Genomic DNA, 21742 nt, shown 5'->3' on the forward strand with positions numbered 1-21742 from the left:
CCGCGATCTGGCACAACCGCAACACCGGCCGAACCATCACACGCTCGCTAACCGCCTACGACCACTAACCAAGCCTTCGGACTTACTCGTCTAGGCCGGCCGGCTCGCCCCGGCGAACGGCATCTGGCCGATCGGCGCCAGCCGGACCGCCGAGCCGGGCCGGGGTGCGTGCACCATCTGGCCGCCGCCGACATAGATCCCCACATGACTGATGCCGGAGAAGAAGAACACCAGGTCGCCGGGGGCGAGATCGCCACGTGAGACCCGCTGTCCCGTGTTGATCTGGGTGTAGGTGGTACGGGGGAGGGCGACGCCCGCGGAGCGCCAGGCGGCCTGGGTGAGCCCGGAGCAGTCGAAGGCGCCGGGCCCGGTCGCGCCCCAGACGTACGGCTTGCCGATCGCCCCGTAGGCGAAGGCGACGGCCGCGGCGGCCCGCGCGTTCGGCGCCCGCACCGCACCGGGCGCCACGGACGTGGCGTTCGGGCCCCGGCCGTCCCGCTCCTGGTCGTACTGGGCACGCTGCGCCGCGGTGAGCCGGTCGAGCAGCCGCTGGGCCGAGCCGATCTTCTGCTGGACGGCGGATTTGTGCCGGGCCAGCTCGGACTGAGTGGCCGTCAGCTCGGTGAGTCGGCCGTCGGCCCGGGTGCGCAGTTCGGCGATCCGGGCGAGTTCCTTGCGGATCGCGGTGATCCTGGCGGCCTGCCGGGAACCGGCCCGTTCGGCGAGCGAGGCGCCTTCCAGGTACTCCTCGGGCGAGGAGCTGAGCGCGAGTTGTACGGCGGGGTCGAGCCCACCCGCCCGGTACTGCGCGGAGGCGATCGAACCGAGCGCGTTGCGCGAGCTGTTGAGCCGTTCCGTCCTGCGCGTGGCCTCGTCCCGCAGCCGCGTGAGCGCGGTACGGGCCTTGTCCGCCTTCACCTTCGTGCCGTTGTACCGCTCGGTGGCGGTCTCCGCCTGCTCGTACAGCGCGTCGACCTCGGCCTTGACCTGGGCCGGGGTGAGCTGTGGCTCGGCGTGTGCGGCGCCGTCGAACGCGGTGGCGGTCGCGGCTCCGGCGAGCGCGAGGGTGGCGGCGGTACGGCCGGCGGGGCCGGTGAGCGTGCGCTGTCTGGGCTTTCGGTGCGCTGCCACGGGGGTGGATCCTCTTCCCTAGTCGGTCACGGTGGGTCATGGCCGGTCGCCAGGAGAAGGACGCTAAGGCGCAAGGTCACAGTCCGGCCTCGGCATGGCCGGTATTGGCGAGAGGTGGCAGAACAGGACTGTCTTATGACCGACGTGATCGCGAACTCGGAATGCCTTTCCGGCCGGACCCGACCGATATCGGAACGGAGGCCCACCTCGCCGCTCGGCGGTGATAAGGCCCTCGATAGGCTCCGGGCATGGACGTACTCATCAATGTCTTCGTCGCGCTCCACATCATCGGCATAGCCTCGCTGCTCGGCGGCTTTCTCACTCAGATGAAGTCGATGAGCACGGGCACGGCCCGCTTCAACAAGGCGATGCTGCACGGCGCGCTGACGATGCTCGTCACGGGGGTCGCCCTGGTGGGCCTCAACCAGGCCGACGACCAGACGGTGAACAACATCAAGGTCGGCATCAAGCTCGCGGTGCTGGTCGTGATCCTGGCCGTGGTGTATGTGAAGCGCGACGACGAGACCGCCCCGAAGCCGCTGTTCGGCGCGGTGGGCGGGCTGACGGTGGCCAATATCTTCATCGCCACGCTCTGGACCTGATACCGGGACCGAGGCGCCCGTGTCCCGGCGGACACAGGCGCCCCTCACACCTCTCAGCCGAGCTGGTCGGCCACCTGCTTGCGCAGGTCAGGAAGCATTTCGTAGAGCTTGGCGCCCGGGCAGGCCGTCACATTCACGTCCCGGTGGCTGGAGATGACCGGTACGTCGAGCACCGTGCCCACCGGGTGCGGGTTGGTGCCGCCTCCGCCGGCCGAGACGAGCTGCGTGGAGCCTTCGGGGTTCAGCTGGTACTGGCCGCTCTTCCAGGCGAGCACGTCGGCCAGGCTCTTGACCATGGCTTCGGTCGGCTTCGGGTCGGGGCCGGTGTCCTCGCCGCCCTCGCTGTTGTTCGGCTCGAAGTTGCCGAGCATCGCGACACCGAAGGTGTTGGTGTTGAAGCCGGCCGCGTGGCCGCCGAGGATGCCGGGAATCTCGGTGCCCGGCCGCATCTCGATGGAGCCCTTGCGGCCTTCCCAGATGCCGCCGAAGCGGTCGACGATGAAGTGGTAGGGGAAGTCGCCGTAGCCGAGGACCTTGATGTGCTGGACGTAGATGCCGTTGATGATCTGCGGCACCTGCTCCTGGGTATAGGAGTTGTTCCCCGTCACGGTGTGATGGATGACGGCGGCCTTGATCGAGGGCTGGGTCTTGTACCCGGGATCGGCCAGCGTCTCGTCCGCGCCCCAGTCCTTCCGCAGCTTCACGTCCGGCTGCCCGGTCTCCGCGGACCGCGGTCGGTGGTTCGAGGAAGAGGCGGCCTGGCTTCTCTGGGCCGGGTCGATGAACGACAGCCGCAGGTCCTGCGGCAGGCTGCCCTTCGGAGAGGTGAAGCGGACCTCCACCCCGTCCGCGTCGTCCGTGTAGAAGGCGGGCGCGCCGGCCCGCTTCGCTTCCTCGGCCACTCCCTCGTCAAGCTCCAGGGGGACCTCCCGCCATGATTCCCAGGCCCCGTTGCGGTGGACCCGCGTCTCGGCGGTCAGCCCGTCGTCGACGGCGGACTCCTTCTTCCAGCTGAGGCCGATCGACGAGAAGCGCTCACCGGTGATCTCGCCGGTGGAGAACACCTTGCCGGTCCCTGATCCCGCCTTCGCCGACAGGGCGCCGGCGGGCTTGCCGTTGCCGTCGGTGAGCGTGGTGTCCTCTACCTGGGAGGAATCCGCCGCCGTCGCTTCGAGCGCCGTCGCCGCGGTGCTGGTACCCGCGACGGCGAGGGGAGCCGTCAGCGACACCACACCGAGAGCGATCGCGGGGATCGTCTTTCGAAAATGCATGAACTTCCCTACGTCGTAACCATGCCTCAGGCCGCGGCACGAGGGGGCGCGAGGCGGTGACCGACCAGCGCCGCGCCGGGCCGCACGCCTGAGGACCTCAGTTCATCGCGCGAAGGTTCCCCGGCCGGCAGGCCATTGGCTCTGCTCCGCGCGATTTTCATAAGGTCAGACGTAAGGTTCCGCGGTGGAAGTTCTTTGTGTGGCGGTACTTTCTGAAGTTATTGCCCGAGGGCGCGTGGGTGCTGCGTCCCCGCACCGCTGACCGCCCGTCAGGCGGGGCGGACGCCCCCGTAGATCGGCATGTAGTAGATCGACTCCTCGCGGACGTTCGCGCCCGGCTTGGGGGCGTGGATCATCATGCCGTCGCCGATATAGATCCCGACATGGCTGATGTCGTCGTAGAAGAAGACCAGGTCACCGGGGAGCAGATCGTCGGTCGCGACGCGCGTGCCGGCCTTCACCTGTTCCCAGGTGGTACGCGGCAGCTCCACGCCCGCCTCCTTCCAGGCGGCCTGCGTCAGGCCCGAGCAGTCGTACGAGCTGGGTCCCGTGGCGCCCCAGACGTACGGCTTGCCTATCTGGGCGCGGGCGAAGGAGAGGACCTTGGCGGTCTTGGTGGCGTAGCTGCCGTCCGAGGCTCCCGTGCCGCCGCTCGTGCCCGTCCCGGTGCCGCTGCCGGTATCCGTACCGGAGCCTGTGCCGCTCTGGCCCGAGCCCGTCCCTGAGCCCGTGCTCGTATCGGTCGGCGGGTTGTTCTGGGCCTGGCGTTCCTTGCGCTTGCGCTCGGCCTCCGCCTTCGCGCGGGCCTCCTCCTTGGCCCGCGCCTCCGCCTTGCGGCGGGCCTCCTCTTCCTTCTTGCGCTCCAGCGCGGCCAGCCGCGCCTTCTCCTCCGTGGTCAGCTTCGACAGCAGCGCACGCGCCGCGCCGAGCTTCTGCTGCACGCTCTGCTTGCTGGTGCGCAGCGCGGCCTGCGAGGCGGTGAGCGACTCCAGGTCCTTCGACGCCTGCGCCCGCTGCTTCGCGGCGGCGGCCTGTTGTGTCTGGTAGTCGGTGAGGACTCCGCGCTGACGCTCCGTCAGCCGGTCCGTCACCTGCTTCTGCTCGAAGAACGCCTGGGGGCTGTCCGCGAAGAGCAGGGCGGCGGTCGGGGTGACCGCGCCTTCGCGGTACTGCGCGGCCGCGAACGAGCCGAGCGTACGCCGGGCCTCATTCAGCTTGTCCGCGCGCTTGGCGACTTCGTCGAGCACGCGGTCGACCGCGCGCTTCTGCTTCTGCGTGGCCTCTTTCGCCCTGTTGTACTTCTGTGTCTCGCTTCCGGCCTGGCGATACAGATCGTCGACCTTCTTCTGTACCTCTTCCATGGACGGCTTCGGCTCGACGGGCGTGGCGCTCGCGCTCTGCGTCGAGAGCAGTGTGACCGAGGCGAGCGCGGCTGTCGTGAGCCCGACGGCGGGAGAGGCGGTACGTACTCCGCTGAGACTGCGCGGCTTGCGATGCGACGCCAAGGTCTGCATCTCCTTCCGTGGACCGCCTACCGGGTTAGCTGTCGGGTTCGGGCGGAACGGAAGGCTGCCCTACGGGCCTTGAGCGAAAGGCCCGATTCACCCCGGTTGTGCAGTGTGGGTCCCCGGTTCCGAACTTTCTTCGGGAAAGTCCGAATTCGGCGTGGGCTGCCCGCTTGGCGTGGGTCGCCGTTGGGGGTACGGGCTGCCTGATCGAGCACGCTAGCCAAAGTGTGGTGCTGGTGTGAAGGACGATGGCCGAAATGCCCGATACATTTTCGTGACCATTTGCGCGTGCGATGTGCGAAGGGGGTCGGTGACGCCTTTCCGCCACGATGAGTGACCGAGGTGCCGCCCGCGGTGAGGGCGACGGGGGGTGCGGCGAGGGTGACAGCGGCCGGGGGAATGCCGGGGAATCCCGAAGGCGGGCGCGGTGTGTCAGTGCGGCGGCCTAGACTCGGAAAGCGATGAGCAGCCTCTTTGACGACAGTTTCCTGGCGGACCTCCAGCCCTCCGGCGACGAGCATCCACCGCCGCCCGAGGACGACGCCGAGCACGCACCGGAGCAGGTGCCGGACGACCTCTTCCAGGGTGCCTACGACGCGCCTCCGGCGCGGGACCCGTACCACCGGGGCGGCGCCCCGCGCACGGTCGTGGACCCCGCCGCGCTGCTCGAAGGGCTGAACGAGGAGCAGCGTGCCGCCGTTGTGCACACCGGCTCGCCGCTGCTCATCGTGGCCGGGGCCGGGTCGGGCAAGACCCGGGTGCTGACCCACCGGATCGCGTATCTGCTGGGCAACCGCGGTGTCCACCCCGGTCAGATACTGGCGATCACGTTCACCAACAAGGCCGCGGGCGAGATGAAGGAGCGCGTCGGCCAGCTCGTCGGCCCGCGCGCCAACGCCATGTGGGTCATGACGTTCCACAGCGCCTGCGTGCGGATTCTGCGGCGCGAGTCGAAGCGGCTCGGGTTCACCTCGTCGTTCTCCATCTACGACGCCGCCGACTCCAAGCGTCTGATGGCCCTGGTCTGCCGTGATCTGGACCTCGACCCCAAGCGCTACCCGCCCAAGTCCTTCAGCGCCAAGATCTCGAATCTGAAGAACGAGCTGATCGACGAGGAGACCTTCGCCGACCAGGCCACCGACGGCTTCGAGAAGACGCTCGCCGAGGCCTACCGGATGTACCAGGCGCGGCTGCGCGAGGCCAACGCGCTGGACTTCGACGACATCATCATGACCACCGTCCATCTGCTCCAGGCGTTCCCCGATGTCGCCGAGCACTACCGGCGGCGCTTCCGGCATGTCCTGGTGGACGAGTACCAGGACACCAACCACGCGCAGTACACCCTCGTACGCGAGCTGGTGGGCCCCTCCGGCGAGGAGCACGACCCGGCCGAGCTGTGTGTCGTCGGAGACGCCGACCAGTCGATCTACGCCTTCCGGGGCGCCACGATCCGTAACATCCTCCAGTTCGAGGAGGACTACCCGGACGCGACGACCATCCTGCTGGAGCAGAACTACCGCTCCACACAGACGATCCTGAGCGCCGCCAACGCCGTCATCGAGCGGAACGAGAGCCGTCGGCCGAAGAATCTGTGGACGAAGGCCGGCGCGGGCGCCCAGATCACCGGCTATGTCGCGGACACGGAACACGACGAGGCGCAGTTCGTCGCCGATGAGATCGACCGGCTGACGGACGCGGGCGAGGCCAAGGCGGGCGATGTCGCGGTCTTCTACCGTACGAACGCGCAGTCCCGTGTCTTCGAGGAGATCTTCATCCGCGTCGGCCTGCCCTACAAGGTCGTCGGAGGAGTGCGCTTCTACGAGCGCAAGGAGGTCCGCGATGTGCTGGCCTATCTGCGCGTGCTGGCCAACCCGGAGGACAATGTCCCGCTGCGCCGGATCCTCAATGTGCCCAAGCGCGGTATCGGGGACCGCGCGGAGGCGATGATCGACGCGCTCGCGCTGCGCGAGAAGATCACCTTCCCGCAGGCGCTGCGGCGGGTGGACGAGGCGTACGGAATGGCCGCACGCTCGGCCAACGCCGTCAAGCGGTTCAACACGCTGATGGAGGAGTTGCGTACGGTCGTCGAGTCCGGCGCCGGGCCCGCGACGATCCTGGAGGCCGTGCTCGAACGGACCGGCTATCTGGCCGAGTTGCAGGCGTCGACCGATCCGCAGGACGAGACGCGTATCGAGAACCTTCAGGAACTGGCCGCGGTGGCGCTGGAGTTCGAGCAGGAGCGCGACCAGGCCGCGGCGGAGGCGGCGGGCGAGGGCGCCGGCGGCGCGGCCGGTGCTGGTGGCGCGGCCGGTGCTGGTGGCGCCGCCGGTACGGCCGCCGCGACCGGTCCGACGACCGGTACGCTCGCCGAGTTCCTGGAGAAGGTGGCGCTCGTCGCCGACTCCGACCAGATCCCCGACGAGGACGAGGACGGCTCCGGTGTCATCACGTTGATGACGCTGCACACCGCCAAGGGCCTTGAATTTCCTGTCGTGTTCCTGTCGGGCATGGAGGACGGCGTCTTCCCGCACATGCGCGCCCTCGGCCAGACGAAGGAACTGGAGGAGGAGCGACGGCTGGCGTATGTGGGCATCACCCGCGCCCGCGAGCGTCTTTATCTGACCCGGTCGTCGATGCGGAGCGCGTGGGGCCAGCCCTCGTACAACCCACCGTCCAGGTTCCTGGAGGAGATCCCGGGACACCATCTGGAGTGGAAGCGGACCGGCGCGCAGATCCCGGCGGGGCCCACGTCCGGGGTGACGTCCTCGCTGTCGTCGTCCCTGTCGGCCGCCTCGCGGTCGAGGTCGGGCGGCGGCCCCTCGGGCTTCGCCACGCGGCGCACCACCGAGAAGCCGGTGATCGCGCTGGCGGTCGGGGACCGCGTCACGCATGACCAGTTCGGTCTCGGCACGGTCATGGCGGTGACGGGTACGGGCGCGGACACGCAGGCGACGGTCGATTTCGGTGACACGAAGCCCAAGCGGCTGCTGCTGCGATACGCGCCCGTCGAGAAGCTGTAGGGGCTTGGCGGGGCGGGCAGGGCCCGGGGCGTGCGCCGTACCCGACGCGAAACGCGCCGGGCGCGGCGCGCTTACGTCGGGTCGACGCCGTGGCTGCGGAGCCAGGCCAGCGGGTCGATCGAGGCGCCACCACCGGGCCGTACCTCGAAGTGCAGGTGCGGCCCTGTGGAGTTGCCCGAGTTCCCCGAATACGCGATCACATCACCGGCCTTGACCGAACCGGAGCGGATCTTCGTGGTGCTGAGATGGCAATACCAGGTCTCGGTGCCGTCGGGTGAGGTCACGATGGCCATGTTGCCGTAGGCGCTGTTGTACTGCGTGCGAACGGTGCCGTCCGTCGCGGCCATCACCGGCGTACCGTACGACACGGGGAAGTCGATCCCGGTGTGCATGGACATCCAGTTGACCCCAGCCTGGCCGTAGTACGCGCTGAGTCCGTGCTGCGAGACGGGAAGGACGAACTTGGGGCGCTCGGCCTCCTTGCGGGCCGCCTCCGCCTCGCGCTTCTTGCGCTCCGCCTCCTGCCGCGCCTGGAGGTCGATGCGCTCCTGCGTACGGCTGGCGCGGTCACCGAAGTCACGGGCGTCCGCGTTGAGTGCGGCGAGCTGGGTGTCCAGCTTGTTGTTCGCGGCCACGGGCTTCACGGAGCCGGGATCGGCGGCCGTGGCGGTCGTGGTCTTGTCGGCCTGGGGCTCTTCGGCCGCGCCGAGGCCACCGACGGAGGCGGCGGCGACACCGGCGACGCCCATCACACAGGCGGAGGGGACGGCGACGGTGAGGAGCGCGGAGCGCTTGGCGGGGCTACGGCGCCGGCTCCGGCCGCCGACCGAGCCGCCACCGGCCCGGCGTTCGCCGCGGGACGGGAGACTGACGACGGGGGCGGTCATCGTCTCCGCCATGTGCGGCTGTTCGGCCTCGGGAGCGGAGTCCGCTTCCGTGTCGCCTTCGTGCCCGGCCTCTTCGGTCTCGGAGTGGGCGTCTTTCTCCGTGCCGGTCCCGGCTTCGTAGCCGGGCTCCGCGTCGAAGGCGTGTTCAGGCTCCGGCCCGGGGGCGCCGTACTCGGCGCCCTGGGCGAGGTCGTACTGCTCGTACGGGCCGGTGCCGCTGTCCTGGCCGTAGCGCTCGTGCGCGGCGTCGTACGCGGTATCGGCCGTCGTACCGGGCGAGTTCCAGGCGGTGGCGTCGTACGCGCCGGTGTCGAACGCGGGCGCCGCCGCCCACTGCGCGCTCGCCTCGTACCCGAACTGCGCTGCCTCGAACTGCGTGGCGTCAAGCTGCGTGGGGTCAAGCTGCGTGGCGTCGAACTGCGCGGTCTCGAACTGTGCGCCCGCGAACTGTGCGGCGGCGTCGAACGGTGCCGCGGCGGTGTGCTCCGAGATGCCGTAACCGAACTGTGTGGAGTCGAACTGCCCCGTGCTGTCGGTTCCGTTCAGCTGGTCGGTCGGATGCGCGTGGTTCGCCTGGTTCACCTGGTTCGCCTGGTTCCAGGCATCGGCGTCCCATTGGCCCGTGATATCCGGCTCCACCGACTGGCTCGGGATGCCCGGGACCTGCTGATAATTGTGGTCGGACGCGGTGGTGACGGTGGCCCACTGACCGCTGGTGTCGTACTGCGGTGTGGCGTACGCGTCATATCCGGTCGTCTGATGGGCGCCGGTCTGCCACTGTGTGCTGTCGTACTGGCCGGTGGCGGCCTGGGGGTTCTCGTAGCCGCCCGAGCCGTCCGGCAGGGTGCCGAAGAGTGGGTCGGTCTCGAAGCTGCCGGTCTGGTAGCCGTCATATGCGGCGTACCCGGCGTGGGCGTGCTGGTCGTTCACCAACTTCTCTCTCGCCTCGGCAGCAGAACCAGGGTTTCCTCCGGGGCCTGTCGGACGGACAGGGCCCCTGAGTGAAAGCAGTGGCCGCGACTGTACCCGGCGGTATAGGACGGCGACAATCTTCGGCAGGTTTTGCGTTCCGTTGAAACGGGCATTCGGCCGTGTTTCGGCGGACGACGGGCGCAGACTTGGCCCTATGTTCGAAATTTGTTCGAAATGGGAGCGGGAATTCGAGAGCCGCTTTACGCGCCAGGAGTCACGCGTCAGGCGGCGGAGGCCGGTCCGTCGAAACGTGGACCGTTCCCTCCGGACTCGTCCCCCGGTTCGTCGCCCGGCTCGTCCCCGGCTTCCTCCGTGGACGCCTCCCCGGATTCCCCGGACGCGCGGCCGGAGTTGACCGGGTCCAGGCCGGATTCGCCTATGTGCCCGGGAGATTCGAGCGCGTGCCGGATGCCGGCCGCGACTCCGGGGTGCACCGTCATGGCGAGATGTCCCACCCCGCTCACCAGCACGTTCTCCGCCCGCAGATCAGGGTGCGTGATACGCGCGGTGAGGGCCGGTGCCATCAGTTGGTCGAGATCGCTCCAGAAGCTCACGAACCGCGTTCGGCAGCCGGGCGCGGGCAGCCGCAACTCCTCGATCACGTCCGAACCGGGCCGCATCTGCCGTACGACGGGGTGGGCGTTCGCCAGCGGGACGACGGCCGTGCCCTCGTGCGGCGTGGCGATCGTGATCAGCGTACGTACCCGAGTGTCACCGCCCAGACGCTGTACGTAATACCGCGCGATCAGACCGCCGAGGCTGTGTCCGATCACATCGACCTGGCGGTGGCCGGTGCGTGCGCAGATCTCCTCGACGTACTGGGCGAGAGACTCGGCCGCGGTACGGATGTCGCAGGTCAGCGGCGAGTAGTTGAGCGATACAAGACGGGTCCAGCCGTGCCGGGCGAGGGAGCGGCGCAGCAGGACGAAGACGGACCGGTTGTCGACGAGGCCGTGGAGCAGGACCACAGGGGGGTGCGCGCGGCCCTCCGTGGGCAGCTGGGCGGTTTCCGGGGGCAGGGGCTCGGCGCGGCGCTCCTGGACGATTCCGGCCGGGTAGAGGACGAGATGGCCGCTGAGCACCGCCAGATCGAGCGCCGTGGCGCGGAGCAGATCGGCGGCGGGCGTGGCGTTCCACACGCGGCCGGCCTGACGCAGGAGCGGCGGAACGAAGGGAAAGAGCGGCAAGAACGGCGAAACCTTCATGGCCGACCTCCGAACGACACCCGGGGGGCGGCTCTGACCCCCGCGTGCCCTCACGGGGCGCCGCCGGGCGGGTCGGATGGCTTCCGGCACGCCTGAAGTGCCGGGGTCGGTACACACGAGCCGTGCCACCGCGCCGCGCGGCTGGCGGCACGGTGGAACGGCGCCCGTGTGGCGACTCCTCTTGCGGCTCCCCTTGCGGTCGTCCCGACCCGGCCGGGTATGCCGAGTCATACCGGAACGACGCAAAGCGAACATGTCCCACGTGTGATTTCCCCCTCGCCGTCCTCCGCGAAACAGCCGCGTGCGGGATGCTGTGGATAACGTTCGTTCACTTCCGTGTGCCCGATCCCGACCGGACCGGGGCGCGGGGACCCGTGCCAATGACAGTGCGGTCGGTATGTGGAGGCAGTGATGGGTGTGGCCTGGGAGCCGGAGAATCAGCATCCGGAGAATCAGTCGCGGAGCCAGGACAGGACGAGCGGAGCGCAGGCGGCCGGCGGCCCGATCCGGGTGGTGGTGGCGAAGCCGGGGCTCGACGGACACGACCGCGGGGCCAAGGTGATCGCGCGAGCGCTGCGGGACGCGGGGATGGAGGTCATCTACACGGGGCTCCACCAGACGCCCGAGCAGATCGTGGACACCGCGATCCAGGAGGACGCCGAGGCGATCGGTCTGTCGATTCTCTCCGGGGCGCACAACACGCTTTTCGCGAAGGTGATCGAACTGCTCAAGGAGCGGGACGCGGCGGACATCAAGGTCTTCGGCGGCGGCATCATCCCGGAGGCGGACATCGCCCCGCTCAAGGAGCTGGGCGTGGCCGAGATCTTCACCCCCGGGGCGACGACGACCTCGATCGTCACGTGGGTCAACGCCAACGTCCGCCAGCACGCGGGCGCGTGACGCGCGCCGTCGTTCATGACGCCGCCGGTTCGGTGAGTCCGGCGACGTGGCCGAGGCCGTCGGCGCCCTCGGCCCCATTGACCCCGTCGAGCCCCTTCAGTTCCGCCAGCATCGACGCGCGCAGACGCAGCGTGGAGACCAGCCGCAGGAAGGCTTCCGACCAGTAACCGCCCGCGCCCGGTGACGCGTCCTCCGGCTCGTCCTGGGCCGCGGTGAGCAGCTCCAGCCGGCCTGCCTCGGCGGGGTCGAGGCATCGCTCGGCGAGGCCCATGACCCCGCTGAAGCTCCAGGGGTAGCTTCCCGCGTCCCGGGCGATGTCCAGCGCGTCCACGACCGCGCGGCCCAGCGGCTCCGCCCACGGCACCGCGCAGACGCCGAGCAGTTGGAACGCCTCCGAGAGACCGTGCGCGGCTATGAACGCGGCCACCCAGGAGGCTCGTTCGGCAGGCTCCAGCGTGGCCAGGAGCTTCGCCCGTTCCGCCAGCGACGAGGTGCCGGGGCCGGCGGCCGGGGAGGTGGCCGGGGCGCCCAGCAGGGCCGTGGACCAGCGCGCGTCCCGCTGCCGTACGGCCGCCCGGCACCACGCGGCGTGGAGTTCGGCGGCCCAGTCGTCCAGGACGGGCAGCGCGACGATCTCCTCGGGGGTACGGCCGCCCAGCCTGGCGGGCCAGGTGGCCAGCGGGGCCGCCTCGACCAACTGGCCCAGCCACCAGGACCGTTCCCCCCGGCCGGCCGGCGGGGCCGGGACCACTCCGTCGCGCTGCATGTCCGCGTCGCATTCGTGCGGCGCCTCGACCGAGATGACCTGCCCGCCGCCCGTACGGTCCATGCTCACGCAGGTCGCCGCGCGGGCCGCCATCCTTCCCGCGAGGGCGGAGCCCGGCAGCGCGGAAAGCAACTCGGCGGCGGTATGGCGGACGTTGCGGCTGCGGTCCGACAGGGCCCGCTCCAGGAACGGCTCGTCGGCCCCCGACAGCCCCGTACGCAGCGAGTCGAGGAACATCAGCCGGTCCTCGGCGCGCTCGGTGGTCCACGTCGAGGCGAGCAGCGCCCGGGAAGCCTCCGCGTCGCGGGCCCGTACGGCGGCGAGCAGCGCGACCCGCTCCGCGAACAGGCCCTCCTCCCAGAGCAGTCGGACCGCCTCCCCGTCCCGTGGATCGGGGAGCAGGGCCCCGCCGGACGCACCCCGCAGCGCGAACTTCCACTCCGGGTTGAGCCGGGCGAGCCAGAGCCCGCGCGGCCCGGCGAACGTCAGTGCCTGTGGTCGCAGATCGGTGCGCGCGCGGGCCGCGTCGAGCAGCGCGGGCAGTACGGCGGCGGGCGCGCGGTAGCCGTGCTCATTCGCCGCGGCGAGCCACTGCGGGAGCAGTTCGGTGAGGTCGGGCGCCGCGCCGCGCCGCCCACCGCCGCCGGAGGACCCCGAACGGTCGGCCAGCAGCCGGCCGAGCCGTCGTCCCGCCGCCTCCGGCAGCCGCGCGCGGCCGTCGTGGGGCGCGCGCTCCGGGCGGGCGGCGGCGCGCGCCGGAAGGAGCCCGGCCCTGCGCCGTACGGTGTGCAGCGCGGCGGCGTCCAGCAGGGCCACCGGCGCCTCCTTGCCCGGGGCCAGGATCTCCGTGGGCGGGGTGCGGCGTTCCGTACCGAGCAGGGCGGAGGTGACCAGCCCTTCCCAGAGCGTCGTGACGCGGGGCGTGCCGGTGGGGCCCGCCGGGGCGATGGTGCGAGTCGTGTCCGTCATGGAGCCCTCCGTTGTCGGCGCGGTCGGCCGAGCGGGACCAATGGGTGAACGGGGCCGTCGGAGCGGCAGGACCGTCGGGTCAGCGGGACCCTGAGGCCAGTAGGTGAGGCCAGTAGGACGCTCTGGCCGGTGAAACGCTCAGGTCAGCGGGGCCGTCAAGTCAGCGGAACCGTCAGGTCAGCGGGACCGGCGGATGAGTGGCACCGTCCTCGGCCCAGGCCGCGAGCGGACGGAAGCCGCGGTGGCCGCACTCGCCGAAGACCGTGACCGGACCGCCGCCGGACAGCGCGGCCAGCTTCCAGGGACCGGGCCCTGAGAGGGCCGAGCCCGTGATGGGCAGTGCGGATTCCCCGTCCGCGTCCGCCAGTTGCCAGCCACCGCCCGGCGCCGGCACGGGTATGACGTCCGTCAGCGTCACCGGCCACGCGTCCAGCCAGGGATCCGCGCGCAGCGCCGCCCCGTATGCCTCGATCGCCGCTGTCGTGGAGCCACCGGGCGGCGGTCCCGGGATCGGGGCCGGGGCGCCGAACTGCTGCCCCCAGTCGGCCCGTAGCTGCCCCGCGCCGCCGTGCGGGGTGATCTCGGCCTCGATCATCAGGCCCACCGGCAGGCCCAGTTGTGGGGAGCGCCCCGCCGCGCCGAAGGCGAGCAGCAGCGCGGAACGCCCCGAATTCCGTCCGTACAACCGGATCCGGCGGGTGAGGAGCTTGCCGTCCGAGGAGTCGTACTGCGCCAGGACCAGCCAATGGTCCCTGACCGTCGGACCCCCGGCCGGCGACGGGAGGCCGATCCTCGTACGCACCGTCGTCGCCAGCGGCTCCGGCAGCCGGTCGCGGCCGAGCCATGCCGTGGTCAGCAGATGCAGCAGCGCGGACTCCTCCAGCAGTCGTACCGGCCAGCCGGGGCCCGAGCCGGGGATGGCTCCCAGCTCCCGCACCCGGCCCGCGAGCCCCGGCGCCTGCGCGTCGACCATGCGGGCCGCCGTCTCCTCCCACAGCCCGTACCCCGACTGCTCCGCCGAGGCCAGCCCGCCGCGCAGGAGATCCGTCAGCCGCTGCTCAAGCTCCGAGGCGCCCGCGCTGATCCTGGTGGCCCTGCGCTCCGCCCTGCGCCGCGCGGCCTCGGGATCGGCGGGCTTCCCGGTCCCGGCCGCGCCGGCTTCCCCCGCGTCCCGCTCCCCGTCCTTCTTCCGGCGCCCGTCGAGCCATTCCCCGGCCCAGCCGGGCTCCTGCGCCGTCTCCGGCACGCTTCGCTCGTCCGCCGCCCAGAGCAGCAGCAGCCCCAGCGCGTGCTTGCACGGAAACTTCCGGCTCGGACAACTGCACTTGTAAGCGGGGCCCGTTGTGTCCACAATGGTCTGATACGGCTTACTGCCGCTGCCTTTGCACAGACCCCACACGGCCCCCGCGGAGCCGCTGCCCGCCTCCGACCACGGACCGGCCGTGCTCAGTTTGTCGCCCGCTTTGCGTGACGCTTCGTCAGGAGCCAGAGCGAGCACCTGTTCCGTCGTCCAGCGCACCCCCGTTTGATTCATGTCCACGACGTTAGAGCGCCCCACTGACAATCGCTCTGACCTGCGGATTCAACGAACAAACGGCAGCATGACCGTACTTTGCCTTTGCTATGTCGGGCGAGCTTCCAACGCCACGATCCGGGGGGATCACCAATGAACCGCACTGTCCGCGCCGCCCTCTCCACCCTCGCCGTCACCGGTCTCGCGCTGGGCCTCGGCGCCTGTTCCGAGACCGCGGAGCGAGTGGACAAGGCCGTGACCGACGAGGTCGACAAGGCCGTCAACGAGACCTACGAGGTCACCTACGAGGTCACCGGCAAGAACATCGACACGATCGACTACCACGGCGGAGGCGGCGAGGCCATGGAGCCCAAGATCGAGACGGTCGAGAAGCCCACGCTGCCGTGGACGAAGACGGTCACGCTGCGCGGCATCATGCCGCCCGGTGTCATGCCGACCGCCCTGGACCCGGCGGGCGCCGAGGTCACCTGCAAGATCATCTACAACGGTGAGGTCATCAAGGAGGAGACGGACGCGGGCAAGGCCGCGGCGGGCGGCTGCATCGCGGTGTCCCCGATCGCCGGGTAACCCCTCGCGTAACTTCCCTCGCCACGTAACTTCCCTCGCCGGTGATCGCCGTCGCCGGTGACTCCCCTCGTACGCGGGCGCGTCCGCGAGGTCCCGCCCGGCCCGCGGCGACGGCCGATTGTCAGTGGTGTGGTGCACCGTGGAACTCACATCCGGTCGACCGATCTGGAGGGGGATCCATGACCGTGCCCGAAAACACCGCGCCCGCCGGGACCGAGGAGGCGCTGCGCCCGCACGCCGAGGACGCGTTCGCCGACGAGCTGACGGCGCTGGCCGCGGCCGACGACCGGCAGCGGCCCGTCAGATGGCGGCTGTCGCCCTGGGCCGTGGCCACGTATCTGCTCGGTGGCACGCTGGCCGACGGGACGGTGATCACACCGAAGTACGTGGGACCGCGGCGGATCGTCGAAGTCGCGGTCACCACGCTCGCCACCGACCGGGCGCTGCTGCTCCTCGGGGTGCCGGGCACCGCCAAGACCTGGGTGTCCGAGCATCTCGCCGCCGCCGTCAGCGGCGACTCGACCCTGCTCGTGCAGGGCACGGCCGGCACGCCCGAGGAGGCGATCCGCTACGGCTGGAACTACGCGCAGTTGCTCGCCCACGGCCCCAGCCGTGACGCGCTGGTGCCCAGTCCGGTGATGCGGGCCATGTCGGAGGGGATGACCGCGCGCGTCGAGGAGCTGACCCGTATCCCCGCCGATGTGCAGGACTCGCTCATCACGATCCTGTCGGAGAAGACCCTGCCGGTCCCCGAGCTGGGACAAGAGGTGCAGGCCGTCCGGGGGTTCAATCTGATCGCCACGGCCAATGACCGCGACCGGGGGGTCAACGACCTCTCCAGCGCGCTGCGCCGCCGCTTCAACACCGTGGTCCTGCCGCTGCCGGCCACCCCGGAGGCCGAGGTCGACATCGTCTCCCGGCGGGTGGACCAGATGGGACGCTCGCTCGATCTGCCGACCGGGCCTGAGGGCATCGACGAGATCCGCCGGGTCGTCACGGTCTTCCGTGAACTGCGCGACGGCGTAACGACCGACGGCCGTACGAAACTCAAGTCCCCCTCGGGGACGCTCTCCACGGCCGAGGCGATCTCCGTGGTCACCAACGGCCTCGCGCTCGCCGCCCACTTCGGGGACGGCGTGCTGCGGCCGGGCGATGTCGCGGCGGGCATCCTCGGCGCGGTGGTCCGTGACCCGGCGGCGGACCGGGTGATCTGGCAGGAGTATGTCGAGACGGTGGTCCGCGAGCGCGACGGCTGGAAGGACTTCTACCGCGCCTGCCGCGAGGTGAGCGCGTGACCACGACGCACGGACCGACGCTGCTCGGGGTCCGGCATCACGGGCCGGGGTCCGCGCGTGCGGTTCGGGCGGCGCTCGACGCGGCGGCGCCCCGGGTCGTCCTCATCGAGGGCCCGCCCGAGGGGGACGCGCTGCTGGCGCTCGCCGCCGACGAGGCGATGCGGCCGCCCGTCGCGCTCCTGGCGCACGCGGTGGACGATCCGGGGCGCGCGGCGTTCTGGCCGCTGGCCGAGTTCTCCCCGGAGTGGGTCGCGATCCGCTGGGCGCTGGCGCATGACGTACCGGCCCGGTTCATCGATCTGCCCGCGGCGCACTCGCTGGCGCTCGCCGCGGCGGACGACGCTGCCGGCGACGCCGGATCCGGCGAGTCCGCCGACCCCGCGGACCCCGACGAGCCCGCCGAGTCCGCCGACCCCGCCGAGTCCGACGCCTCCCGGGACGACGAGAGCCTGCGGATCGATCCGCTCGCCGTTCTCGCCGAGGCCGCCGGGTACGACGACCCCGAGCGCTGGTGGGAGGACGTCGTCGAGCATCAGGGCGCAGGCGGCGCCGACGACCCCTTCGCGCCGTTCGCCGCGGTCGCCGAGGCCATGGGCGCCCTGCGCGAGCGGTACGGCGACGGCGGACCCCGGCGCGATCTCGTCCGCGAGGCCCATATGCGCGGTCGGCTCAGGGCCGCGTGCAAGGAGTTCGGGGACGACGGCGTCGCCGTGGTCTGCGGCGCCTGGCATGTGCCCGCGCTCGGCCGGAAGACCACTGTCGCGGCGGACCGCGCGCTGCTGAAGGGGCTGCCCAAGGTCAGGACAGGGATGACATGGGTGCCCTGGACCCACCGCAGGCTGGCCCGGCACAGCGGCTACGGCGCGGGCATCGACTCGCCCGGCTGGTACGGACATCTCTTCGCGGTGCCCGACCGCCCCGTGGAGCGCTGGCTCACCAAGGTCGCCGGACTGCTCCGGGAGGAGGACAGGACCGTCTCCTCGGCCCATGTCATCGAGGCGGTACGGCTCGCCGAGACGCTGGCCGCCATGCGCGGGCGTCCGCTCGCCGGTCTGACCGAGACCACCGACGCGATCCGGGCCGTGATGTGCGAGGGATCGGATGTGCCGCTCGACCTCATCCACGACCGGCTCATCGTCGGCGAGGTGCTCGGTGAGGTTCCGGACACGGCCCCCGCCGTGCCGCTCCAGCGCGATCTCACCGCGCTCCAGCGCACGCTGCGGCTCAAGCCGGAGGCGCTGGAGCGCGAGCTGGACCTCGACCTCCGTAAGGAGACCGACGCCGAGCGCGGCAGGCTCCTGCACCGGCTGCGACTGCTCGGTATCGACTGGGGCGAACCGGTCGTGGGGCGGGGGAGCACCGGCACGTTCCGGGAGACCTGGCGGCTGCGCTGGGAGCCCGAGCTGTACGTACGGGTCGCGGAGGCCGGTGTGTGGGGCACGACCGTGCTCTCCGCCGCCACCGCCAAGGCCGAGTCGCGGGCCCTTTCCGCGACCGCGCTCGCGGAGGTCACGGCGCTGGCCGAGCGCTGTCTGCTGGCCGCGCTCCCCGACGCTCTGCCCGTGGTGATGCGGGCCCTCGCCGATCGCGCCGCGCTCGACGCCGACGTCGGCGGGCTCGCCCAGGCGCTGCCCGCGCTGGCCCGCTCGCTGCGGTACGGGGACGTGCGCTCCACCGACACCGGGGCCCTCGGTGAGGTGGCCGGGGGGCTGGCCGAGCGGATCTGCGTCGGTCTGCCGCCCGCCTGCGCCGGGCTCGACGCGGACGGAGCGGCGCAGATGCGGGGGCATCTCGACAGCGTCCATATCGCCGTCGGCCTCCTCCCGGACGACCGCGGCCGGGATCTGGCCGGGCGCTGGGGAGCCGTCCTGCACAAGCTCGCCGGACGGGACACCGTCCCGGGGGTGATCAGGGGCCGGGCCGCCCGGCTGCTGCTGGACGACGGCCGGCTCGCCGAGGACGAGGCCGCGCGGTTCATGGGGCTCGCGCTGTCGCCCGGAACGCCGCCGACCGACGCGGCGGCCTGGATCGAGGGCTTCGTCGGCGGACCGGCCGGTGCGGGGAGCCGGCAGGCGGGGAGCAGCGCGGGCGGCATGCTCCTGGTCCATGACGAACGCCTCCTCGGCCTCGTGGACGGCTGGCTGACCGGGGTGTCGGCCGAGGCCTTCACGGATGTGCTCCCGCTGCTGCGCCGCACGTTCTCCGCGTACGAGCCGGGCGTGCGGCGCACGCTGGGCGAGTTGGTCGGACGCGGGCCCGCGCGGGGCGGCCCGGTGGCGTCCGAGGCCGCCGCGCCCGGCTTCGGCCCGGGGCTCGACGAGACGCGCGCGGACGCCGTACTGCCGGTGCTCCGTCTGCTGCTGGGCTCCGACGTCAGCGCAACCGCCGACGACAACGACGATCTTCTGGAGGCGACGGGATGAGCGGCGCGACGAGCGGTGGAACGCGCGGTGGAACGGGCGGTGGGATGGGCGACGGCGTCGGCACCGAGGGGACGGACCGCGCCGCCGACGAGCGGCTGCGCCGCTGGCGGATGGTGCTCGGCGGGGAGAGCGCCGACGGGACGGGCCGCGCGCTCTCCGGCAGGGACGCGGCGATGGACGGCGCGCTGTCCGCCCTCTACGGCTCGGGCAAGGAGAAGGGCGGAGCGGCCGGCACCGACCGCTCCGCCGGGCTCGGCGCCTCCGCGCCCGCCGTCGCCCGCTGGCTCGGGGACATCCGTACGTACTTCCCCAGCTCCGTCGTCCAGGTCATGCAGCGTGACGCGATCGACCGGCTCGGGCTGTCCGCGCTGCTCCTGGAGCCGGAGATGCTGGAGGCCGTCGAGGCGGACGTCCATCTCGTCGGCACACTGCTCTCGCTCAACAAGGCGATGCCCGAGACGACCAAGGAGACGGCCCGCGCCGTCGTGCGCAAGGTGGTCGCGGACATCGAGAAGCGGCTCGCCACCCGCACCCGCGCCACCCTGACCGGCGCGCTCGACCGGTCCGCGCGCGTCAGCCGGCCACGCCACCGGGACATCGACTGGGACCGTACGATCCGCGTGAACCTCAAGAACTACCTCCCTGAGCACGGCACGGTGGTGCCGGAGCGGCTCATCGGCTACGGCCGCGCCGCGCAGTCCGTGAAGAAGGAGGTCATCCTCTGCATCGACCAGTCCGGTTCGATGGCGGCGTCCGTCGTCTACGCCTCCGTCTTCGGCGCCGTCCTGGCCTCCATGCGCTCGCTCGCCACCCGGCTCGTCGTCTTCGACACCGCAGTCGTCGATCTCACGGATCAGCTCGACGACCCCGTCGACGTGCTGTTCGGCACCCAGCTCGGCGGGGGCACCGACATCAACCGCGCGCTCACCTACTGCCAGTCCCGGATCACCCGGCCCGCCGACACCGTGGTCGTCCTGATCAGCGACCTCTACGAGGGCGGGATACGTGACGGGATGCTCAAGCGCGTCGCGGCGATGAAGGCGTCCGGCGTGCAGTTCGTGGCGCTGCTCGCGCTGTCCGACGAGGGAGCGCCCGCGTACGACCGCGAGCACGCGGCGGCCCTCGTCGCGCTCGGTGCGCCGGCCTTCGCCTGCACCCCCGATCTCTTCCCGGAGGTGATGGCGGCGGCGATCGAGAAGCGCCCCCTTCCCATACCGGACAAGGAGCTGCCGAGCCGGGCGATCTCCCGGTGATACGGAGGGCTTCCGCGCCTGGTGTGACGCGTCTCTCCGCTCTGTGACAGGTATCACCGCTCATCTGTGATCCTTGATTTAGGGAGCCACGGTTCACGGGGATAACCTGCGAGACGGACATGCCGCGTACCGGACAGCGAGTACGCCTCCCTCTGTGACAGCGCAGTCACGTTGCCCTTCGCGGCACGCCCACGCAGACAACGAACCCGCGATCACCAGGCTGCGGTTTAAAAGACACAAGGGACGGACACGCGTGGACCTGTTCGAGTATCAGGCGAGGGACCTCTTCGCCAAGCACGGTGTACCGGTGCTGGCCGGTGAAGTCATCACGACGCCTGACGCGGCTCGCGAGGTGACCGAGCGGCTCGGCGGCAAGGCCGTCGTCAAGGCGCAGGTCAAGGTCGGCGGGCGCGGGAAGGCGGGTGGCGTGAAGCTGGCCGCCGACCCGGCGGACGCCGTCGAGAAGGCCGGTCAGATCCTGGGCATGGACATCAAGGGCCACACGGTCCACAAGGTGATGCTGGCCCAGACCGCGGACATCGCGGAGGAGTACTACGTCTCCTTCCTGCTGGACCGCACCAACCGCACCTTCCTCGCCATGGCCTCCGTCGAGGGCGGCGTGGAGATCGAGGTCGTCGCGGAGGAGAACCCCGACGCGCTCGCCAAGATCCCGGTCGACGCCAACGAGGGCTGCACGCCCGAGAAGGCCGCCGAGATCGTCGCCGCCGCGAAGTTCCCGGCCGAGATCGCCGACCAGGTCGCCGACGTCCTGCAGAAGCTGTGGACCGTCTTCATCGCGGAAGACGCCCTCCTCGTCGAGGTCAACCCGCTGATCAAGTCCGGTGACGGCAAGATCATCGCGCTCGACGGCAAGGTCTCGCTCGACGAGAACGCGGCCTTCCGCCAGCCGGAGCACGAGGCACTTGAGGACAAGGACGCCGCCAACCCGCTTGAGGCCGCGGCCAAGGCCAAGAACCTCAACTACGTCAAGCTCGACGGCGAGGTCGGCATCATCGGCAACGGCGCGGGTCTGGTCATGTCGACCCTCGACGTCGTCGCGTACGCCGGTGAGGCCCACAACGGCGTGAAGCCCGCCAACTTCCTCGACATCGGCGGCGGCGCCTCCGCCGAAGTCATGGCGAACGGCCTGGAGATCATCCTCGGCGACCCGGACGTCAAGTCCGTGTTCGTCAATGTCTTCGGTGGCATCACCGCCTGTGACGAGGTCGCCAACGGCATCGTCCAGGCCCTTGAGCTGCTCAAGACCAAGGGCGAGGACGTCACCAAGCCGCTGGTCGTGCGTCTGGACGGCAACAACGCGGAGCTGGGTCGCAAGATCCTGTCCGACGCCAACCACCCGCTCGTGCAGCGCGTGGACACCATGGACGGCGCGGCCGACAAGGCCGCCGAGCTCGCGGCTGCGAAGTAAGGGACAGGGA

The 21742-nt window shown here is 71.0% G+C and carries 15 protein-coding genes and 1 riboswitch; of the genes, 8 read left to right on the top strand and 7 right to left on the bottom strand.

Annotated elements, in window-relative coordinates; all coding sequences use genetic code 11:
* Positions 1 to 90 precede the first annotated feature (90 nt).
* Entirely contained in the window at positions 91 to 1131 is a 1041-nt protein-coding gene (locus ABTZ59_RS30895; RefSeq protein WP_351420532.1) for a C40 family peptidase, read from the bottom strand.
* A gap of 248 nt (positions 1132 to 1379) precedes the next feature.
* Between ABTZ59_RS30895 and ABTZ59_RS30900 the strand changes: the two genes are divergently transcribed.
* Positions 1380 to 1733, top strand: a complete 354-nt coding sequence (locus ABTZ59_RS30900) for a hypothetical protein (RefSeq protein WP_030351510.1) — start codon at positions 1380 to 1382, stop codon at positions 1731 to 1733.
* Between the two features lie 53 nt (positions 1734 to 1786).
* On the opposite strand, the gene ABTZ59_RS30905 is transcribed toward ABTZ59_RS30900, so the two are convergent.
* Positions 1787 to 3004 (bottom strand): N-acetylmuramoyl-L-alanine amidase, encoded by a 1218-nt coding sequence (locus ABTZ59_RS30905; protein WP_351420536.1) that lies wholly within the window; start codon positions 3002 to 3004, stop codon positions 1787 to 1789.
* A gap of 269 nt (positions 3005 to 3273) precedes the next feature.
* Complete coding sequence (locus ABTZ59_RS30910) at positions 3274 to 4518, bottom strand: C40 family peptidase (protein ID WP_351420541.1); 1245 nt, start codon at positions 4516 to 4518, stop codon at positions 3274 to 3276.
* Positions 4517 to 4680: riboswitch (cyclic di-AMP (ydaO/yuaA leader) on the bottom strand. (Overlaps the previous gene by 2 nt.)
* 293 nt (positions 4681 to 4973) lie before the next feature.
* Here ABTZ59_RS30910 and ABTZ59_RS30915 point away from each other — a divergent pair.
* Positions 4974 to 7532, top strand: a complete 2559-nt coding sequence (locus tag ABTZ59_RS30915) for an ATP-dependent DNA helicase (RefSeq protein WP_351420545.1) — start codon at positions 4974 to 4976, stop codon at positions 7530 to 7532.
* Between the two features lie 71 nt (positions 7533 to 7603).
* On the opposite strand, the gene ABTZ59_RS30920 is transcribed toward ABTZ59_RS30915, so the two are convergent.
* Complete coding sequence (locus ABTZ59_RS30920) at positions 7604 to 9349, bottom strand: M23 family metallopeptidase (protein WP_351420548.1); 1746 nt, start codon at positions 9347 to 9349, stop codon at positions 7604 to 7606.
* A 263-nt stretch (positions 9350 to 9612) separates the two neighbouring features.
* Entirely contained in the window at positions 9613 to 10596 is a 984-nt protein-coding gene (locus ABTZ59_RS30925; RefSeq protein ID WP_351420551.1) for an esterase/lipase family protein, read from the bottom strand.
* A gap of 411 nt (positions 10597 to 11007) precedes the next feature.
* Here ABTZ59_RS30925 and ABTZ59_RS30930 point away from each other — a divergent pair, with 411 nt between their 5' ends.
* Positions 11008 to 11496, top strand: coding sequence for a cobalamin B12-binding domain-containing protein (locus tag ABTZ59_RS30930; RefSeq protein ID WP_351420554.1), 489 nt, complete (start codon positions 11008 to 11010; stop codon positions 11494 to 11496).
* Positions 11497 to 11509: 13 nt separating this feature from the next.
* Here ABTZ59_RS30930 and ABTZ59_RS30935 read toward each other — a convergent pair whose 3' ends face one another.
* Together ABTZ59_RS30935 and ABTZ59_RS30940 are read right to left on the bottom strand one after the other, a co-directional pair.
* Positions 11510 to 13231 (bottom strand): DUF5691 domain-containing protein, encoded by a 1722-nt coding sequence (locus tag ABTZ59_RS30935; protein ID WP_351420557.1) that lies wholly within the window; start codon positions 13229 to 13231, stop codon positions 11510 to 11512.
* A 172-nt stretch (positions 13232 to 13403) separates the two neighbouring features.
* A complete protein-coding gene (locus ABTZ59_RS30940; RefSeq protein ID WP_351420561.1) occupies positions 13404 to 14765 on the bottom strand; it encodes an SWIM zinc finger family protein in 1362 nt (453 codons plus the stop codon).
* A 132-nt stretch (positions 14766 to 14897) separates the two neighbouring features.
* Here ABTZ59_RS30940 and ABTZ59_RS30945 point away from each other — a divergent pair, with 132 nt between their 5' ends.
* The 5 genes from ABTZ59_RS30945 to sucC all read left to right on the top strand — a co-directional run bounded on the left by ABTZ59_RS30945 (position 14898) and on the right by sucC (position 21732).
* Positions 14898 to 15332, top strand: coding sequence for an MmpS family transport accessory protein (locus ABTZ59_RS30945; RefSeq protein WP_351420564.1), 435 nt, complete (start codon positions 14898 to 14900; stop codon positions 15330 to 15332).
* Positions 15333 to 15511: 179 nt separating this feature from the next.
* The gene (locus tag ABTZ59_RS30950) at positions 15512 to 16627 is read left to right on the top strand and encodes an ATP-binding protein (RefSeq protein ID WP_351420567.1); all 1116 of its coding nucleotides are present in this window, start codon (positions 15512 to 15514) and stop codon (positions 16625 to 16627) included.
* A complete protein-coding gene (locus ABTZ59_RS30955; protein WP_351420572.1) occupies positions 16624 to 19050 on the top strand; it encodes a DUF5682 family protein in 2427 nt (808 codons plus the stop codon). The genes ABTZ59_RS30950 and ABTZ59_RS30955 overlap by 4 nt, the downstream gene beginning before the upstream one ends.
* Positions 19051 to 19094: 44 nt before the next feature.
* The gene (locus ABTZ59_RS30960) at positions 19095 to 20303 is read left to right on the top strand and encodes a vWA domain-containing protein (protein WP_351420702.1); all 1209 of its coding nucleotides are present in this window, start codon (positions 19095 to 19097) and stop codon (positions 20301 to 20303) included.
* Positions 20304 to 20556: 253 nt separating this feature from the next.
* Positions 20557 to 21732 (top strand): ADP-forming succinate--CoA ligase subunit beta, encoded by a 1176-nt coding sequence (gene sucC / locus ABTZ59_RS30965; protein WP_351420575.1) that lies wholly within the window; start codon positions 20557 to 20559, stop codon positions 21730 to 21732.
* The last annotated feature ends 10 nt before the right edge of the window (positions 21733 to 21742 follow it).

It is taken from the genome of Streptomyces sp. NPDC094034, from assembly GCF_040303865.1.
Lineage (GTDB): Bacteria > Actinomycetota > Actinomycetes > Streptomycetales > Streptomycetaceae > Streptomyces.

Coding starts and splice junctions, on each gene's coding strand:
- ABTZ59_RS30900 (WP_030351510.1), top strand. CDS start 1,380: ATGGACGTACTCATCAATGTCTTCGTCGCGCTCCACATCATCGGCATA.
- ABTZ59_RS30905 (WP_351420536.1), bottom strand. CDS start 3,004: ATGCATTTTCGAAAGACGATCCCCGCGATCGCTCTCGGTGTGGTGTCG.
- ABTZ59_RS30910 (WP_351420541.1), bottom strand. CDS start 4,518: ATGCAGACCTTGGCGTCGCATCGCAAGCCGCGCAGTCTCAGCGGAGTA.
- ABTZ59_RS30915 (WP_351420545.1), top strand. CDS start 4,974: ATGAGCAGCCTCTTTGACGACAGTTTCCTGGCGGACCTCCAGCCCTCC.
- ABTZ59_RS30925 (WP_351420551.1), bottom strand. CDS start 10,596: ATGAAGGTTTCGCCGTTCTTGCCGCTCTTTCCCTTCGTTCCGCCGCTC.
- ABTZ59_RS30930 (WP_351420554.1), top strand. CDS start 11,008: ATGGGTGTGGCCTGGGAGCCGGAGAATCAGCATCCGGAGAATCAGTCG.
- ABTZ59_RS30935 (WP_351420557.1), bottom strand. CDS start 13,231: ATGACGGACACGACTCGCACCATCGCCCCGGCGGGCCCCACCGGCACG.
- ABTZ59_RS30940 (WP_351420561.1), bottom strand. CDS start 14,765: ATGAATCAAACGGGGGTGCGCTGGACGACGGAACAGGTGCTCGCTCTG.
- ABTZ59_RS30945 (WP_351420564.1), top strand. CDS start 14,898: ATGAACCGCACTGTCCGCGCCGCCCTCTCCACCCTCGCCGTCACCGGT.
- ABTZ59_RS30950 (WP_351420567.1), top strand. CDS start 15,512: ATGACCGTGCCCGAAAACACCGCGCCCGCCGGGACCGAGGAGGCGCTG.
- ABTZ59_RS30960 (WP_351420702.1), top strand. CDS start 19,095: ATGGGCGACGGCGTCGGCACCGAGGGGACGGACCGCGCCGCCGACGAG.